Raw genomic sequence first — 16618 nt, 5'->3', positions numbered from 1 at the left:
CCGGAGTGGACGCTGGATTTCACCGCAGCCGGACACTAGGCTCGGCGCGATACAGGTTCGGACAGCTGGCGCCATGCACGACATTCGCTCACGAACTCCTCTGCTGACGCCGAAAGGCGTCTTTTTGTGCCTTGTTCTGTCGCTGGTGCTGTGCTGGCCCATCTGGGCATTCTCCAGCCATTTCGTCTTTGCAGACACAGCTTCATATTTTCGCGGCGGGGGTGCAATCTGGAAAACACTGCTCGACCTTCTGCCGGCCTGGGATGGGGCGACATCCACCGGCCCAACGGCCGCTGCCACGCCAGCGCAGGGCACAACGCTCACGACCGATGCGGACGGAAAATCAACCACGGGCCGCTCATTTACCTACTCCGCACTGGCCTACGCGGCGTTTGCCACCGCGGGATACTGGGCACTGCCTGTTTTTCAGGCATTCATCGCATTGCTCTTCGTGTTCGCTCTTGTCGATCATGTCATGGTGCAGCGCCCATATACGCTTATCATCGGATTTGTGCTCGTCGCATCGCTGACGACGCTGCCGTGGTTTTCCGTCTATCTGATGCCGGATGTCTTTGCAGGTGTCATCGTGCTCTACGGCGGACTTCTGCTTGCAAGATACGACGAGCTGACGCCCCGCCAAAGGGTGGCCTTCACGCTGCTCGCTGCGCTGGCAGTGACCTTCCACTATGGCTATCCCCCGCTGATGGCGGGGATCGCAGGGCTCGTCCTGTTCTGGCGTCTCTGTCAGCGCAGGCTGTCCGTGGGGTTCATCGCCGCGGCTTTGGTGCCATTGTTCTTCGCCCCGCTTCTGAACATGGCAGCCAGTTCCGCGGTGTTGGGCAAGGCCAGCGCGACGCCGCAGCGCCTGCCGATTCTGCTTGCTCGCTCATTGGAGGACGGCCCGGCCTATTGGTATCTTCAGGAGGCCTGTCCGGAGGCCGAGCTTGCGCTGTGCGAGCTCTTCGGGCGCGACATCCCGCAACACGTCGGTGAGTTTCTCTGGGACGACGAGGGGATCGAGTCGCTCTCCGCCGAGCAGATGGATCGGGTCCGCGAGGAGGAGTTCGCGGTTCTGGCGCAGGCGTTTCGGGCCTATCCCATAGCGCAGAGCCGATCCTTGCTGAAGAACGCGGCGAAGCAGACAGTCCTGATCGGCACCGGCAATATCGCCGTTGCTGCAGATCTGGATGCGCGGCATCGCCCGATCCGGCCAGCGCCCGATCATCCGGTGCGCCCAGCCCTCGCCGCCTTCGACGACATTGTCTTCTGGGCGACCTGGCTGCTCTGCGTGCCGCTGGTTTTGCTGGCCGCATCTGGACGTCTCACCGGGCAACACGCCATGCTGGTTACCGGCGTTCTCGTGGGCGTGCTGCTCAACGCCGGCATCTTCGGCGGGCTCTCCGCCCCGGTGGAGCGGTATCAGTCGCGGGTCATCTGGGTGCTGCCGGTCCTGTCGGTTCTCTTCGTCAGTCACTGGCGCGCGCGATCCGCAGTGCAGAGCACCACGCCGCCGCGGCAAGAGGTGCCGGGCTGATCGGAACGCGGTGCGACCGTCGTCCGCCACACCACTGGCATCACGAGGCTGAGCTGGCTCGAACCTGCGGGTGCCGCGCGCCGAGACCCAGGATGATCACCGAGAGCAGCGCCACACCCGAGGCCACGAGGATCGCCGTGCGAAAATCATAAAGCTGCGCGATGAGCCCCGCTGCCGGTCCGCCCAAGAGCCCGGTGACCATCAGCGTGTTCCAATACATCGCAGTCGCATAAGCGGGGCGATCCTCCGCGAAGGATTGGACAAAGCTGATGCCGAGGGTCGAGAAGAGACCATAATAGAACCCCTCCAGCGCGGCCCCCAGCAGCATCTGGCCGTAGCTTTGGATCGATGCCAGGTATTGGATCGCCAGCACAGCCAACACTGCGGTGGCCAGAAGCAGCCGCCTGATTCCGATCCGGGCGATGAGCAGCGGTGTCAGAAGGATCGCCAGCACCTCCACGAAGGTCTTGATGCTGAACGCATGCCCGGGCGCGTAGCCGGGCAGGCCGACCTCTTGTACGAAGAACAGCGGCAGCGCGGTGAAAGTGAGGAAATGGGCAACCGACAGGCAGAACACGAAGACAACGGCGATCCAGAGACCGATCCGCCCGACCTGATGCGCTGCACCCGGCTGTGGCGCGGGCCGGGGGTTCAGCGCTGCGTCGCGGGGTGCAACCCACCACCAAAGGCTTAGCCAGATCAGGGCCATGACGGTCGCAAAGGCAAAGACAGCCTCGTGGCCGAACCGGTCCGCGACGAGGAAGGAAGCGGCTGGCCCGACCATCCAGGCGGTGGAGGTCGTCGCGCGCATGTAGGCGTTGAAGCTGGTGCGTGCGATATCGAGCTGGCCTGCGATGATGCCGCCCAGGCTGAACATCGTCGCCATGGCGCTTGCACTGGCCGAGAAACCGAGCACGCCGAAGGTCATAACCGTCCAGAAGGCGGGCGCGAAGGTCAGGGCGGCGGCGGCAACAAGACACCCCGCTGCGGCAATACCGATCAGCGGGAAGGGGCGGGCGCCGTCGTCCATCCATTTCGCGAAGACCCGGTTGATCGCGACCGCCAAAACGGCGACGCAGCCCGCGTAGAGGCTGATCGTCCAGGGCTCGCGGCCCAGGCCGTCGACGATGAAGAACCCCATGTAGGGGACGATCATCGACCCGCAGAGCGTTCCGACAAAGAGCAGGCTGAGAAAGGGCAGGAGATGGGAGCGGACCATGGTGAGAGCACTCATTCGGCGCCGTTCGTCAAATTTTGGCACCCCTTTCGACAGTGACGCCCCTACGGCCGCCGTTCTCCGTTTTGAGCCATCCCGCGCGGCCCGTCCATATCTCGATTTTGAAAGTGCGGTTTCGTCTTTGGGGAGGGTGTGCCGCGCGCCTCAGCTTGGGCCTGTGCCGTAGCGGCTCATCATCATGTCGACACTGGTTTCGACGATCTTGTCCATCTGGGCCGCGGTCACCACAGGCGCGCCGAAAATCACCGGCCAGAACGCCTTGGACTTGATCAGGCCGATGAATTCCACGGCCGCATCCTCCGGATCGGAGATGCTCATCTTGCCATCTTCGCTGGCCGCGCGCAGCATGGCGGCGAAGACGCCGGTCTTGTCGATCTTGCTGTTGGCCTCCTCGGCAAGTTCCGGGTTGCGCAAGGTTTCGCTGATGATCATCCGCGCCATGGCGATCACATCCGCCGCGATCAGAAGACGGCCTTCCGCCCAGGCGAGCTCCACCAGTTGCTCCCGCAACGGTCGCGCAGGGTCATAGCGGATGTCCTGCACGCCAGAAAACCGCGCCGCAAAGGCGTCGATGATTGAGCGAAAGAGGTTCTCCTTGCTCTCGAAGTACTTGTAAACCGTCCGTTTTGACACCTCGGCCCGCGCCGAGACCCGGTCCATGCGCGCATCGGCAAAGCCGTTTTCCTGGAATTCCTCCACGGCGGCTCTAAATATCAAATCGTACTTGGACGCGGGTGGCGCACTGCAGTCAGTCATGCCGCCACCATATGCTGCAAATCACCTTCATCGTCAAACCTGCGTCAAGATGCGCGGTAAACTCGTAAGTTTACATATCGGAGATTCTCGTTTAGGGTGTCTCAGTCCGCTTCGACTTTCGCCTTTCCATGCCAATAGGGAGAACTCTGAATGGCCTTCTCTTTGAAATTGAACGGCACGACCCATGAGGTTGATGCCGAACCTGGAACACCCTTGCTGTGGGTGATCCGAGACGAGCTCAAGATGACCGGTACGAAATTCGGCTGCGGTGTGGCGTCCTGCGGGGCCTGCACGGTTCATTTGGACGGGATGCCGGTGCGCTCCTGCCAGACCTATATTGAAGATGTGGCGGACGCCGAAGTCACCACGATCGAGGCCATGTCGGAGACCGACATCGGCGCGGCCGTGCAGCAGGCCTGGGTCGAGCTCGACGTGGTGCAGTGCGGCTATTGCCAGTCGGGTCAGATCATGTCCGCCGTCGGGCTACTGAGCGAAAACCCCAAGCCCAGCGTCGAGGACATCGACGCGTATATGTACGGCAACGCGTGTCGCTGCGCCACGTATCAACGCATCCGCGCCGGTATCCAGCGCGCAGCCGAGATTCTGGAGGCCTGATATGACACTCGACACAACACGCCGCACATTTCTCAAGGGCGCCGCAGCCACCGGTGCTGTCCTTCTGATCGGTGTCCGTCCGGATGGCGCGCTTGCCGCCGCGGGCGACAGCGCCCAGTTCAACCCTTTCGTCAAGATTGCCTCCGACGGGACCGTCACCGCTATCGTGAAGCACGTGGAATTCGGGCAGGGGCCCGCGACTGGCCTCAGCACGCTCATCGCCGAAGAGATCGGTTTGCGGATGGACCAGATCGCCTATGATTTCGCGCCATCGAACGCGGCGCTTTACAACAACCTCGCCTTTGGCCCGTTCCAGGGCACCGGCGGCTCGACCGCCATGGCCAACTCCTTCCAGCAATACCGCACCGCAGGTGCTGCCGCGCGCGAGATGCTGATCGCGGCCGCGGCACAGGAGTGGGGCGTGGATGCGGCCGAGCTGAGCATCGACGAGGGCGTCATCTCGGGCGCTGGTCAATCCGCACCTCTGGGCGCGTTCGTTGCGAAGGCCGCCACCTTGCCCGCGCCCGAGGCGCCGAGGCTGAAGGATCCGTCGGAGTTCAAGCTGATCGGCAACCCCGACATCCGCCGCCTCGACAGCGCGATCAAGGGCGACGGCAGCGCGATGTTCGCGATGGACCTGCATCTGCCCAACCAGATGGTCGCGATGATAAAACGGCCAGAGCAGCGCGGGGGCCTGGCCACGGGCTTCGACGACAGCGCAGCGCAGGAGGTCAAGGGCTACATCATGTCGGCCGTTCTGCCCAACAATGCTGGCGTGGCGGTCTATGCCGAGACCACTTGGGCCGCGATGCAGGCGCGTGATGCGGTCGAGGTCGAGTGGGACCTCTCTGCCGCCGAGACCCGCAGTTCGGATGAGATCGAGGCCGAGATCCGCGCAGCGCTTGATGCCGAACCGACCTACAACGTGAACAAGTCCGATCAGGCGGCCACGCAAGCGCTGCTCGACGGTGCGGATCAGGTGCTGGAACAGACTTTCTATTTCCCGCTCTTGGCCCATGCGCCGATGGAGCCGCTCAACTGCACCATCGAGGCCACCGAGGATGGCGGGATCCGGCTCCATGACGGCTGCCAGCTGCCCACCGGGCCGCATATGGCGCTGTCGCAGATCTTCGAACTGCCGATGGAGAAGATCGAGATCAAGACGATGCTCGCAGGCGGCTCCTTCGGGCGCCGGGCGACGCCGGATGCGGACTATCAGGTGGAAGCGGCACTGGCCTTCGCGGTCACGGATCGCTCGCGCCCGGTCAAGCTCGTCTGGTCGCGCGAGGATGATCTGCGCAGCGGGTACTATCGCCCGGCGTTTGGCCACAAGGTCAAGGTCGGCCTCGATGCCGAGGGAAAGATCGTCGGTTGGGACCACCGGATCGCCGGTCAGTCGATCATGAAGGGCACCGCCTTCGAGGAAATGATGGTCCAGGACGGTGTCGATCACAGCTCGGTTGAAGGGGCGTCGGACACGCCTTATCAGATCCCCGGCGCTTTTTTCGGTCTGACCGACACGGAGAAGGCGACCAGCACGCTGTGGTGGCGCTCGGTCGGGCACACGCACACAGCCTACGTGATGGAGGTCATGATGGACATGGCCGCCAAGGGGGCGGGCCAAGACCCGGTTGAGTACCGCCTCAGCTATCTGACCGGCGGCGCCGACCAGGATCGGCTGAGGGGCGTGCTTGAGCTCGCTGCAGAGAAGGCTGGCTGGGGCAATGCGCCCGCAGGCCACGCACAGGGCGTCGCGGTGCACAAGTCCTTCGGGTCCTATGTCGCCGAGGTCGTCGAAGTCTCCGGCAGTGCAGAGGAGGGCGTGCGCATCGAGAAGATCACATGCGCTGTCGATTGCGGATTGCCCGTGAACCCGGATGTGATCAAGGCGCAGATGGAGGGCGGGATCGGCTACGGCATCGGTCACGTGATGCGCGACCGGATCACGCTCACCGGCGGCGCGGTCGATCAGTATAACTTCCCCGACTACGAGCCGTTGCGCATCGGCGATATCGCCGCCATCGACGTGCATATCGTGCCCTCCGCGGAAGCGCCCACCGGGGTTGGCGAGCCCGGCACGCCACCGGCCGCGCCGGCACTGGCGAATGCGATTGCCGCGGCGAGCGGCGATCTGCGGGTCTCCAGCCTGCCGATGGACGAAAACGGCGTGGCCTTCGCCTGATCAAACAACCTGCGTCACCGGGGGCCCCGGTGACGCAGCCCTTACCTCTGCGGCTGAAGATCCTTCGTGGCAAGCAAAGCCGCGGCCGCGATCATCAGACCACCGCAAAGCTTGGCGACAAGACCGGATGACGGCCGCCTGAGCATGCGTGCAGTTCGCAGGCCGAGCCATCCCCAGAGAACCAGAATGGCTCCGTCCACCACGAGGTAGGTCAGCCCGAGGATGAGAAGCTGAGGCAGAACGGGCGACCCGGGGTCGATGAACTGCGGAAAGAATGCGCCGAAGAAGACCACCGCGAAGGGGTTCGCCATTGAGGTGATGAAACCTTGGCGAAACAGCCGCCACCGCTGACCGGAGGCGCTGCCGGTCATGCCCCGCGCCGCACCACCGCTGCGGATGAGTTGCAGTCCGATCCAGACCAGATACGCCACCCCCAGCCACTTGATCCAGAGAAACGCAGTCGCTGAGGTTGCAATGACTGCGGCAAGCCCGAACGCCGCCGCCGTCATCTGAACCGCGTTCGCGGTTAGATCGCCCGCAATGGTCATCAGGCTTTTGCGCAGCCCGTGCCGGATGCTGTTCGAGACAATCAGAAGCTGGCTGGTATCGGGTGGCGTGGCAAAGAACACCAGAACGGCCGCAAGATAGATCAGATATGTCTCAAGCGGCACGGCTTCAGGCGCCCTGCGCTGTCTTGAGTGCTGCGCGCAACGTCTCCTCGTTGCCGACCTGATTGGCCAGGATCAGGATCAGCCGCGCGTTGAAGGCAGCACTCTCATCGGCGTTCAGCCCCTCATGGGCCTGCACCAGGGCATCGTAGAACCCATCCGGATTGTCGATATTCGGCGTCAGAACAAGAGCCATGGATCACCTCCCGAGATGTGCGCGGATTGCCGCGATGACCGCTTCGGCGGAATAGACCGGCCAGCGGGCCACGACATGCTGGTCGGGGCGGATGAGATACACTGCGTGATCCGCCACGCCGAGATAGCGCGCCTTGATATCAGCATCGGCCTCCAACTGCAGGCCCGTGACAGCGATGCCATCGAGATCGAAGGCGTCCGGCACGAAAGCGTTGATTCCCAAGAGTTGGAAGCCGTCGCCGATCCCGTCCAGCAGATACCCCTCGCCCCGTGGCGCATCGGGGCAGGGGGCGCCGGGGCGACTGCGGTCCGGGCCGCCCTCCAGCGCATCGGCTCCGAAACCCGGCAGCCGACCGTAGACACAAGGCACGCTGAGCCGTCCGGAGTTCACCAGTGGCCGGGCAAAGGCGTGGTCTGATGCCAGATGCAGCACGGCGTCGCGGAAGGTCCGGCTCACCGCGCTCTTCGGTGTCAGAAAGTCCGTGGCACGGGTGGAGTTGAGAATGTTCTCATCGGCCGCCATGACGCGCTCGCGGTTGTAGCCCTGCATCAGCGTCTCGCCCGCAACGCCGCGGAGGATGAGGTCGAGCCGCCAGGCGAGGTTCTCTGCGTCCTGCACCCCCGAATTCGCCCCGCGTGCGCCGAAGGGCGAGACCTGATGCGCGCTGTCGCCGGCAAAGACAACACGGCCCTGCACAAACGCGTCCATTCGCCGGCACTGGAAGGTGTAGATCGACGTCCAGTCGAGCTTGTAGGCCACATCCGGCCCCAACATCGCGTCGACGCGGGCGCGGACGTTGTCCTCCTTCAACTCTTCCTCGCGGTCGATATCCCAGCCCAGCTGGAAATCGATCCGCCAGATGTCGTCAGGCTGTTTGTGCAGCAGCGCCGAGGCGCCGGATTTGAACCAGGGCTCGAACCAGAACCAGCGCTCGGTCGGGAAATCCGCGGTCATGCGCACATCAGCGATGAGGAAATTGTCCTCGAAGACGCGCCCTTCGAACCCGAGCCCAAGCATGTCGCGGACGGGGGACCGCGCGCCATCGCAGGCGATCAGCCAGTCGGCTTCCATCTGGTAAGGCCCTTCCGGGGTCATGACGTCGAAGCTGACTCCATCCGCACGGGGGTCTACTGCATCAACCCGGTTGCGCCCGCGCAGCTCGATCTGCGCGCCCTCGGCATTGGCGCGCGCGATTGCTTCGGCGAGGAACCTCTCGAAGTCGATCTGGCTGAGGTTGATGAAGGCCGGGTGTCGGTGACCCGCCTCGGGCAGCAGATCGAAAGCATAGATCTCGTCGCGGTCATGGAAGACGCGGCCCCGGCTCCAGACCACGCCCTTGTCCAGCATCTGCTCACCCGCGCCCAGCCGGTGGCAGATCTCCAGCGTGCGCTTGGAAAAGCAGATCGCGCGAGAGCCGGTGCCGACCCCCTCGTGATCGTCGAGCAGCACAACCCGGTGCCCCTTCAATCCTAGATCGAGCGCGGTCACGAGCCCCACAGGCCCGCCGCCGACGACCACCACCGGATGGCGCGCTGGCTCCGCCGCATCCTGATCCGCTGACCGCCGATAGGGGTAGAGCCGGTGCGTCACGGCATAGCGGTCGGTGAGCGGGGCAGTCATCCCTGCAGCGCCTCCCACATCTCCAGATCGCGCTGCGCCGTCCAGATGCGCGGCGTGTCGATGCCGCGCGCCTCGTCATAGGCGCGGGCGACGTTGAAGGGCAGGCAGTGCTCATAGATCGCATAGTCGCTGAATTTCGGGTCGCAAGCCGCGCGCACCGCGTCCCAGGCCTCTTTCAGCGTGCCGCCGCGTGCGGCCACGAGGGCTGCCGGGCGATAGGTGCTCTCCACGAAATCGCGCGTGCTTGCGATGGCTGCATCGACCTGCGCCCGCCCCACCAGCGCCCCACCGCGCCCTGGTGCGATCGCGTCTACGTCATAGGCCGCGATCCGGTCGAGCGTGCCGCCCCAATCGCCGAAGTGTCCGTCGCCGCAGTAGCAGGCCGAGTGATATTCCACGATGTCACCCGTGAACATCACGTTCTGATCGGGCACATGGATGACCGCGTCGCCCGCCGTATGCGCGCGACCCAGGTGGCGAATGTCCACCCGGCGCTTGCCGAGATAAACCGTCATGCTGTCAGAGAAGGTGGTCGTGGGCCACGTGAGGCCGGGAATGCTCTCATGCCCCTCGAAGAGCCGTGGGAAGCGCTGAAACTCGCTGTCCCAATCCTCTTGCCCGCGTTCGGCGACCATCGCGCGGGCCGCATCGCTCATGATGATCTGGTCCGCCTCGTAGGCGGAGGCGCCCAGCACCCGCACCGCGTGGTAATGCGTCAGTACGACATGGCTGATCGGCTTGTCGGTGACAGCGCGCACCTTCTCGATCACCTTCTGCGCCAGCCGCGGCGTCGCCTGCGCCTCGACGATCATCACGCTCTCGTCGCCGATGATCACGCCCGAGTTCGGATCGCCCTCGGCCGTGAAGGCGTAAAGTCCTTCCCCGATCTCGTCGAAGGTGATGGTCTTTTCAGTCAAATCCCCTTGCGAGGCGAAGGCTTTAGCCATGTGTCTGTCCTTTGTACGGGTCCTCAAGCGCAGGCAGCACGGTGCCCATGCAGTCGCCAAATCCGATCTGAAAGCCGTCGCCTTGGGCGGCCCCATGCAGGCCCAGCGTGTCGCCGTCTTCAATGAAACTGCGTGTCTCACCATTCGCCAGCGCCAGGGGCTCTTTCCCACCCCAGCTCAACTCCAGCAGGGACCCGCGATTGCCGCGCTCCGGTCCGGAAATCGTGCCGGAGCCCAGCAGATCGCCCACACGCATGGGGCAGCCGCTGGTGGTGTGATGCGCCAGTTGCTGAGCGGCGGAGTAGTAGAGCTCCCGCGCATTTGTCTGCGCGATGGTCTCGCTGTTTAGGGTCACGCTGAGCGGGATGTCGTAATGCATCGGGCCATCATCCTGCAGATGAGGCAGCAAAGCCACCTCGCGGTGCGGCGCCGCGCAGCGGAACGGTTCAAGAGCGGCCGCCGCCACGATCCACGGCGATATGCTGGTGGCCGTCGCCTTCGACTGGAATGGACCAAGCGGCTGGTATTCCCAGGCCTGAATGTCGCGTGCCGACCAGTCATTCAGCAGCACATAGCCGAATATGTTGGCATCCGCCTGCGCCACGCTGATCGGCCCTTGCGAGGGTACACCGACGATGGCACCCAGCTCCAGCTCGATGTCGAACCGCTCCGAGGGCGCAAAGCGGGGCAGGGCGTGATCAGCTCCCTTGATCTGCCCCCAGGGGCGGCGGATGGCCGTGCCCGAGACCACGACGCTGGACGCGCGCCCATTGTACCCGATGGGAATGTGCAGCCAGTTCGGCGGCAGGGCGTTCTCCGCGCCGCGGAACATGGTGCCCACGTTGGTGGCGTGATGCTTGCCGGCGTAGAAGTCGGTGAATTCCGAGACGAGAAACGGCATGTGAAGCTGCGCCTCGGTCTGCGGCACGAGATGTGGCGCGACCTGTTCGGTCTCCGCCGCGCCTTCGGCCAGAAGGTCGGTCAGCCGCGCGCGCAGCCGCGCCCAGACCTCAGGCCCGAGGTCCATCACCTCGTTCCAGAACGGCAGCTCAAAGCAGGGCACCTCATCGAGCGTGATCAGCCCAGCCTCTTCCACGGCGGCCATGTCGAGGATCATCTCGCCAATCGCGACACCACAGCGCGGCTCATCCCCGCCGACCGAGAAAACGCCGTAGGGCAGGTTGTTGAGCGGAAAGGGCGTCTCGGCGCTGTTGGCGCTGCTCACCCAGCTGCGCATCAGCGGCATGTCATTTCTTTCCGGGCGTGCCGTCGAATTTCCGGTCGATATCGGCCCAGCAGTCGATGTAATCGTCCTGCAGCGGCGCCTCATCAGCGGCAAAGCGCGTCAGATGCTGCGGAAACCGCGTCTCGATCATGAAGGACATCGTGTGGTCGAGCTTGTCCGGCCCGAGGTTCGCGTTCGATGCCTTCTCGAAGGCCTCCCGGTCGGGCCCATGCGGCAGCATCATATTGTGCAGGCTCATCCCGCCCGGAACGAAGCCTTGCGGCTTGGCGTCATATTGGCCGTAAATGTTGCCCATGAACTCCGACATGATGTTCTTGTGATACCAGGGCGGGCGGAAGGTGTCCTCGGCCACCAGCCAGCGCTCGCGGAAGAGCACGAAGTCGATGTTCGCCGTGCCCGGCTGCCCCGACGGCGCGGTCAGCACGGTGAAAATCGACGGGTCCGGATGATCGAAAAGGATCGCCCCCACCGGGCAATAGGTCTTCAGATCGTATTTGCAGGGCGCGTAATTGCCGTGCCAGGCGACGATATCCAGCGGTGAATGCCCGATCTTCGTCTCATGAAACTGCCCGCACCACTTGATGGTCACGCTCGAGGGCGCCTCTCGATCCTCGAACGCGGCCATCGGCGTCTTGAAGTCGCGGGGGTTAGCGAGGCAATTGGCGCCGATGGGCCCGCGGTCCGGCAGGTTGAACTTCTGCCCATAGTTCTCGCAGACAAAGCCGCGCGCCGGCCCGTCGAGCACCTCGACGCGATAGACCAGCCCGCGCGGCAGGATCGCGATCTCCTGCGGTTCGATGTCGATCACGCCCAGCTCGGTGGCAAACCGCAGCTTGCCCTGCTGCGGGATCACCAGCAGCTCGGAATCGGCCGAGTAGAAATAGCTGTCCACCATGCTCTCGGTGACCAGATACACATGGCTCGCCATGCCCACCTGCGTGTTCACATCGCCTGCGGTGGTCATCGTGCGCATGCCGGTAAGCCAGGTGAGGCCCTCACCCGTCGCATCGACCGGGTCCCAGCGATACTGGCCCAGCGAGGTCACATCCTCGACCACATGCGGTGCGGATTTCCAATAGGGCAGGTCGATCCGCTCGAACCGCCCGGTGTGTTTCACCGAAGGCCGGATCCGATAGCACCAGGTCCGCTCGGGCTTCGGCTGAGTGAAGGCGCTGCCCGAGAGCTGTTCGGCATAGAGCCCATAGTTCACCTTCTGCGGCGAATTCATGCCTTGTGGCAGTGCACCAGGCAGGGCTTCGGTCTCGAAATCATTGGCCCAGCCGGACATATAGCCGCGTGGCGCGCCGAGGTCCGCGCCGGTCTGCGCCGCCTCGCGGGGGCGGGTGTGCTCGTTCATCGCTTGTCCTCCACAATCGCTCTTGGCATATTAGTTGAAAATGTAACTAACAAGTCAAAAGATCGCCATGCCGGACGCGGATTTCAACCTGTCGGAATTTCTGCCCTACCTGCTCAATCAGGCGGCGGACCGGCAGAGCATGGCGTTCAGCCCTGCCTATCGCGCGCGATACGGAATGCTGCGCACCGAATGGCGCGTGCTCTTCCACCTCGGTCAGTACGGGGAGATGACGGCCAAGCGCATTTGCGAGATGGCGCAGCTGCACAAGACCAAAGCGAGCCGCGCCGTTGCTGCGCTGGAGGCGAAGCGCTTCCTGCGCCGTCGGGAGGTCGCCGAGGACCGCCGGCACGCGCTGCTTCGCCTGACACCGGCGGGCCGCGCCGCCTACGCGCATCTTTACGATGCTGCCCGCGCCTTTGACATGGAGGTGCAGACGCGTCTGACGGTGGAGGATGCGCGGGTGCTGAAACGCTGCCTGATCAAGCTGGCAGCGTCGGAAGATGCGGGCGGGCCCTGAGGCAAAGGGGGGTCCCCAGGGCCCGACGCCCGCTCAGACCAGCTCGAAGTTGAGCTCGACCGATTCCACCAGTTGCCCATTGCTGTCGAAGCCCTCGGCTTCCAGCGTGTAGGCGCCGATGTCGAGGTCCAGACCTTTCTTGAAGTCCCCCTTGATGTCGCCGAACAGCGCGTAAGGTTCGAACCGTTCGATGCTGGTTGCACCGTCGAAAGTCAGCTTTACGCGGTCAAAATCGAACCCATCGGCCTCGGCGTAGAAGGTGACCATATCGCCGAGGCTGTCCGCGTCGATGGTGTCACCGTCCTTCAGAGCCCGCAGTGTGGCGTTTGTGCCCGCGTCAGCGATGAAGAAGTCCAGATAGCTCTTGGATGCTGGGGGCTCTTCGTTGACGGGCGGCTCGGTCGGTGGTGTGGGCGAGACATCCTCGCTTGGCGTGCCGATCTGGACGCTTAGCGTCGCCGTATCGGTCGCGCCCTCGGCGTCCGCCACCGTGTAGGTGATGGTTTCTATCCGATCGTCTGTTGCCGCCTTGAGCGGGTTGACCTCGATCTTTCCGTCGAGGATCGACACCAGCGAGGTGTTCCCGTCGTAGCTCACATCCGTCAGCGTCAGCGCATCCCCATCCGCATCGCTGTCATTGCCCAGCACATCGACGACAATCGTCTTGTTCTGATCTGTCGACGCGCTGTCATCGGATGCCACCGGCGCTGTGTTCGGGCTGGGCGAGGGCGGCGGTGTTGGGTCGGGCGGCGGGGTCGGGCTGTTGCCCGCATCGCCGATATCGACGGTGAGCGTCGCCGTCGCGGTTGCGCCCTCCGCATCCTCGACGATGTAGCTGATCGTCTCCACACGCGCTTCGGTGACGGCCTTGAGCGGGTTCACCTTGATCTTGTTGTTCTCGATCGACACGATCGAGGTCGACCCTGTATAGGACACCTCCGCCAGCGTCAGCTGCGTGCCATCGGGATCGCTGTCATTGTCCAGCACATCCACGAGAATGGTCTCGTTGTGCCCGGTGCTCGCGCTGTCATCCGTGGCGACGGGGGCCGCATTTTCCACAGGCGTCGGATCAACCGGGCCGGGGTTCACCGGACCGCTGCCACCATTCACCAGCTCGGAGGTCGGGGCGTTGTCGTCTCGGCTGAAGCCGCCTTTCTGAAGATGGATCTCGTCCACCGCGGCCTGACGGGAGCGCGCGGAGAGCGTCAGGCTGAACACACCATCATTGGCGTCGATCATCTGTTGCGTGATCTCGTAGGTCGAAGGGCTCTTCTTCTCATGCACATCGAAGGTCGTGGCCCAGGCGAAGCTGTCGCGCGCGCCGCTGAAGAAGATCTTCTTGAACCCCTGCTCTTCGAATTGCACGAAGAAGTCGTTGTTGCGGTCGCCCGGCTCGCCGGTTTCGGGCCGTGCAGCCCGCAGCGACAGGTAGTAGGTGCCGGACTCGGTGACCTCGAACTTGTACTCTAGCGGGGCCGTTTCGGGCGTTCCGGCATTGGCGCCGCCGAAGAAGTCGTTGCCGGTCCACAGCAAGGCGCCATCACCCTTTGTGCCGCTGAACTGATTGGTCAGCTTCCAGGTGCCATTGGCCGCATTGTCCGGGAAGACGAATGTTCCGTCCTCGGCCTGAATGACCACGCGGCCGTTCTGCATCTTGTAGTAGGCATCCTCCGTGGGCTGCGGATCGATGGGTGGTTGCGGGTCGACCGGCGGTTGCGGATCGACCGGCGGTTGCGGATCGACGGGGGGTTGCGGCTGCGCACCGCTCGGCAGGGTGGGGAACTCCGGCGCATCGGTGTTGCGCACGAGCAGCACCCAATCCTTGCCGCCGTCCTGCGGCGCCCCGCCGATCTGCTGGACGCTACCGCCCGACACCTGACCGTCGGGGATCAGATCGCCGCCGGTGCGCGGGTTGTACCAGAAGACATCGAAGGTCTCGCCGCCGTGGCTGCCGAGGTTCAACTTCACGTCGCCCGCCTCGCCATAGGGCAGGTAGATGACGTAGTACTCCCCGTCCTTGGCGAGCACATAGTCGTCATTGTCCGAGGTCAGGCCATCTGCCTGCTTCATGTCCCAGAAGGGGACGTAGGTGTTGAAGAAATCGGTGGCCGCCGCGGTCCAGGTCCACAGTGCCTTGTGCTGCTTGAAATCATCATAGTTCTGGTCGAGCGAGAAGGCGTTGTCGTCCTTCAGATACCAGTTGCCGCCCGAGCCGCCTGCCGTCAGCACGCCCCAGAAAGCATCGCGCTGGCCCTTGTGGTTGGGGGCGTCGAAGTTGCTGTCTCCGGCTTCGATCTTGCCGTTGCTGCTCGCGTCCTCATCCCAGGTCAGCACCCAGGGGTCGCCTGCGGCATCGGATTTGTCACGGAATTCTTCGATGCGGTCGCGGATGGAATTGCGGTTGGTCTGGAACGACGGCCCGTCGAAGGCCGCATCATCCAGAAGCGGGTTGTAGACTTGGTCGATCTGGTTGGGGAAGCTGTGGATCGTCACCAGATGGTCATAGGCGTCAACGGACTTGAGATACTCCGCCTGGTCGGCCCGCTGCTGGTTGGTATTGGTGTTCTCCTCACCGATGTTCCACTGGATACCATTGTTGTGGCCGAAGCGTGCAACCATCTCGCGGATGTAGACCAGCCGCTCGACGCTGAGCGAGGTGCCGTCGGCATCGGTACCGCCGTCGAGCTGCTGGTCGTTCTCGGTCTCCTGCAGGAGCACGTTCTTGTAGATCCCTTTGGCGTCCATGTGATCGAACAGCACCTCCCACTGCGACAGTTTGGAGACGTCATAGGTCGAGAATTTGTCCTGTTCGCCTGCGCTGATGCCCTTGTCGAACTTTGGCGTGTTCTGGGCCGCGAAGGTCCAGGGCGAGACATCCTGCCCGTCGCCGCCCGACGTGTTGGTGAGCATGTAGATGGTGTTCTGCCCTTGCTCGGCCAAGTAGTTGACAGCGCCAATGATCGCCTTGCCCTTGCCGCCGTCCCATGTGGGATCGCCTGCGTTGAAATCGCCTTGGTGAGTGGCGTAGTCATGCCGGCCGTTCGCCGTATTATCGAAATCCTTGTTCGCCAGGAAGTTTTCAGGGACGCCGGGGCCGCCGCGGATAAAATAGTCCTGGTCACCCTGATGTTGCAGGAAATGCGTGCCCTCGTCCTGCAGGATCATGCCCTTCGCGCGGAAGTCGTCGCCCGTCTTATCCGTCGGCGCGACCGTGAAGCTGCCGCTGTCGCCGTCGATGAAACCGACGGCCTGCCCGGCATTGGGGGCTTCGGCGTATGTCTTGGCGGCGATGTCCTTGCCGGTACGGAAGGTGGCTTCATACTCCCAGTTGCCTTCGGAGGGCGGGTTGAAGTTCACCCGCCAGATGGTTCCGGAGGTGGCGTTGGTGTTCGCCGCATCGCCATCGGCCGCGAAATAGCCGGGCACGGTCACGAGCTGGCCTGTATCTGTGTTCAGAAACGAAACATCGAGGCGATAGTCGCGGAAGGTTTCGGGGCTCTCTGTGAAGGTTTGGGGGGCTTCAAAATCGAGAGTGATCTTGTGCCAGGTTTTCTGTTCGCCGGATAGTTTTGCCATGAATGCCTCGATAAGTATTGGATGCGGACGCGAATGTCGCCGCCCTCAACGGCTAGGAGGCGTGGTGAAAGACGGTCAAGTATTTCTTAGTGCATGCATTAAACGTCAGCGGATTTCCGTCGCCGAGTCCGGAGAAATCGGCATACTTTCGCATACGTTTGTGTGCA

At 63.5% G+C, this 16618-nt stretch carries 13 protein-coding genes; 4 read left to right on the top strand and 9 right to left on the bottom strand.

Going from position 1 to position 16618, the window contains the following annotated elements:
• The first annotated feature begins 73 nt into the window (after window positions 1-73).
• Window positions 74-1534: a hypothetical protein gene (locus tag MUB52_RS20735; RefSeq protein WP_263846062.1), complete on the top strand. Its 1461-nt coding sequence runs from the start codon at window positions 74-76 to the stop codon at window positions 1532-1534.
• A gap of 40 nt (window positions 1535-1574) precedes the next feature.
• Here the strand turns inward: MUB52_RS20735 and MUB52_RS20730 are convergent, their stop codons facing one another.
• Window positions 1575-2768, bottom strand: a complete 1194-nt coding sequence (locus MUB52_RS20730; RefSeq protein WP_263846061.1) for an MFS transporter — start codon at window positions 2766-2768, stop codon at window positions 1575-1577.
• A 147-nt stretch (window positions 2769-2915) separates the two neighbouring features.
• Window positions 2916-3527 (bottom strand): TetR/AcrR family transcriptional regulator, encoded by a 612-nt coding sequence (locus tag MUB52_RS20725; RefSeq protein WP_263846060.1) that lies wholly within the window; start codon window positions 3525-3527, stop codon window positions 2916-2918.
• A 150-nt stretch (window positions 3528-3677) separates the two neighbouring features.
• Here MUB52_RS20725 and MUB52_RS20720 point away from each other — a divergent pair, with 150 nt between their 5' ends.
• Both MUB52_RS20720 and MUB52_RS20715 read left to right on the top strand, forming a co-directional pair.
• Window positions 3678-4142 carry a (2Fe-2S)-binding protein gene (locus MUB52_RS20720; RefSeq protein ID WP_263846059.1) on the top strand — a complete coding sequence of 155 codons (465 nt, stop codon included), beginning with the start codon at window positions 3678-3680 and terminating at the stop codon, window positions 4140-4142.
• Window position 4143: 1 nt separating this feature from the next.
• Window positions 4144-6324, top strand: a complete 2181-nt coding sequence (locus tag MUB52_RS20715) for a xanthine dehydrogenase family protein molybdopterin-binding subunit (RefSeq protein ID WP_263846058.1) — start codon at window positions 4144-4146, stop codon at window positions 6322-6324.
• Between the two features lie 41 nt (window positions 6325-6365).
• Here the strand turns inward: MUB52_RS20715 and MUB52_RS20710 are convergent, their stop codons facing one another.
• Genes MUB52_RS20710 through hmgA form a run of 6 tightly spaced genes read right to left on the bottom strand, consistent with a single transcriptional unit; the run spans window position 6366 to window position 12358 of the window.
• Window positions 6366-6995 (bottom strand): LysE family translocator, encoded by a 630-nt coding sequence (locus MUB52_RS20710; protein WP_263846057.1) that lies wholly within the window; start codon window positions 6993-6995, stop codon window positions 6366-6368.
• 4 nt (window positions 6996-6999) lie between these two features.
• Complete coding sequence (locus tag MUB52_RS20705) at window positions 7000-7188, bottom strand: DUF2783 domain-containing protein (RefSeq protein WP_263846056.1); 189 nt, start codon at window positions 7186-7188, stop codon at window positions 7000-7002.
• Between the two features lie 3 nt (window positions 7189-7191).
• Window positions 7192-8808, bottom strand: a complete 1617-nt coding sequence (locus MUB52_RS20700) for an FAD-dependent oxidoreductase (protein ID WP_263846055.1) — start codon at window positions 8806-8808, stop codon at window positions 7192-7194.
• On the bottom strand, window positions 8805-9755 hold the full coding sequence (locus tag MUB52_RS20695) for an MBL fold metallo-hydrolase (RefSeq protein WP_263846054.1): 951 nt from the start codon (window positions 9753-9755) through the stop codon (window positions 8805-8807). Before MUB52_RS20695 ends, MUB52_RS20700 begins: the two co-directional genes overlap by 4 nt.
• Complete coding sequence (fahA, locus tag MUB52_RS20690) at window positions 9748-11001, bottom strand: fumarylacetoacetase (RefSeq protein ID WP_263846053.1); 1254 nt, start codon at window positions 10999-11001, stop codon at window positions 9748-9750. Before fahA ends, MUB52_RS20695 begins: the two co-directional genes overlap by 8 nt.
• Window position 11002: 1 nt before the next feature.
• A complete protein-coding gene (hmgA, locus tag MUB52_RS20685) occupies window positions 11003-12358 on the bottom strand; it encodes a homogentisate 1,2-dioxygenase (RefSeq protein WP_263846052.1) in 1356 nt (451 codons plus the stop codon).
• A gap of 67 nt (window positions 12359-12425) precedes the next feature.
• On the opposite strand from hmgA, the gene MUB52_RS20680 reads away from it, so the two are divergent.
• On the top strand, window positions 12426-12875 hold the full coding sequence (locus MUB52_RS20680) for a MarR family winged helix-turn-helix transcriptional regulator (RefSeq protein ID WP_263846051.1): 450 nt from the start codon (window positions 12426-12428) through the stop codon (window positions 12873-12875).
• A 33-nt stretch (window positions 12876-12908) separates the two neighbouring features.
• Here the strand turns inward: MUB52_RS20680 and MUB52_RS20675 are convergent, their stop codons facing one another.
• Window positions 12909-16451, bottom strand: coding sequence for an Ig-like domain-containing protein (locus MUB52_RS20675; RefSeq protein ID WP_263846050.1), 3543 nt, complete (start codon window positions 16449-16451; stop codon window positions 12909-12911).
• Window positions 16452-16618 lie beyond the last annotated feature (167 nt).

Origin of the sequence: Roseobacter sinensis, assembly GCF_025755255.1 — a bacterium.
Lineage (GTDB): Bacteria > Pseudomonadota > Alphaproteobacteria > Rhodobacterales > Rhodobacteraceae > Roseobacter > Roseobacter sinensis.
This window is presented reverse-complemented; position numbering and strand designations above follow the sequence as displayed.

What these genes read in the sequence shown, in the direction of transcription:
- MUB52_RS20735 (WP_263846062.1), top strand. Translation starts at nt 74, where the DNA reads ATGCACGACATTCGCTCACGAACTCCTCTGCTGACGCCGAAAGGCGTC.
- MUB52_RS20730 (WP_263846061.1), bottom strand. Translation starts at nt 2,768, where the DNA reads ATGAGTGCTCTCACCATGGTCCGCTCCCATCTCCTGCCCTTTCTCAGC.
- MUB52_RS20725 (WP_263846060.1), bottom strand. Translation starts at nt 3,527, where the DNA reads ATGACTGACTGCAGTGCGCCACCCGCGTCCAAGTACGATTTGATATTT.
- MUB52_RS20720 (WP_263846059.1), top strand. Translation starts at nt 3,678, where the DNA reads ATGGCCTTCTCTTTGAAATTGAACGGCACGACCCATGAGGTTGATGCC.
- MUB52_RS20715 (WP_263846058.1), top strand. Translation starts at nt 4,144, where the DNA reads ATGACACTCGACACAACACGCCGCACATTTCTCAAGGGCGCCGCAGCC.
- MUB52_RS20705 (WP_263846056.1), bottom strand. Translation starts at nt 7,188, where the DNA reads ATGGCTCTTGTTCTGACGCCGAATATCGACAATCCGGATGGGTTCTAC.
- MUB52_RS20700 (WP_263846055.1), bottom strand. Translation starts at nt 8,808, where the DNA reads ATGACTGCCCCGCTCACCGACCGCTATGCCGTGACGCACCGGCTCTAC.
- MUB52_RS20695 (WP_263846054.1), bottom strand. Translation starts at nt 9,755, where the DNA reads ATGGCTAAAGCCTTCGCCTCGCAAGGGGATTTGACTGAAAAGACCATC.
- fahA (WP_263846053.1), bottom strand. Translation starts at nt 11,001, where the DNA reads ATGCCGCTGATGCGCAGCTGGGTGAGCAGCGCCAACAGCGCCGAGACG.
- hmgA (WP_263846052.1), bottom strand. Translation starts at nt 12,358, where the DNA reads ATGAACGAGCACACCCGCCCCCGCGAGGCGGCGCAGACCGGCGCGGAC.
- MUB52_RS20680 (WP_263846051.1), top strand. Translation starts at nt 12,426, where the DNA reads ATGCCGGACGCGGATTTCAACCTGTCGGAATTTCTGCCCTACCTGCTC.
- MUB52_RS20675 (WP_263846050.1), bottom strand. Translation starts at nt 16,451, where the DNA reads ATGGCAAAACTATCCGGCGAACAGAAAACCTGGCACAAGATCACTCTC.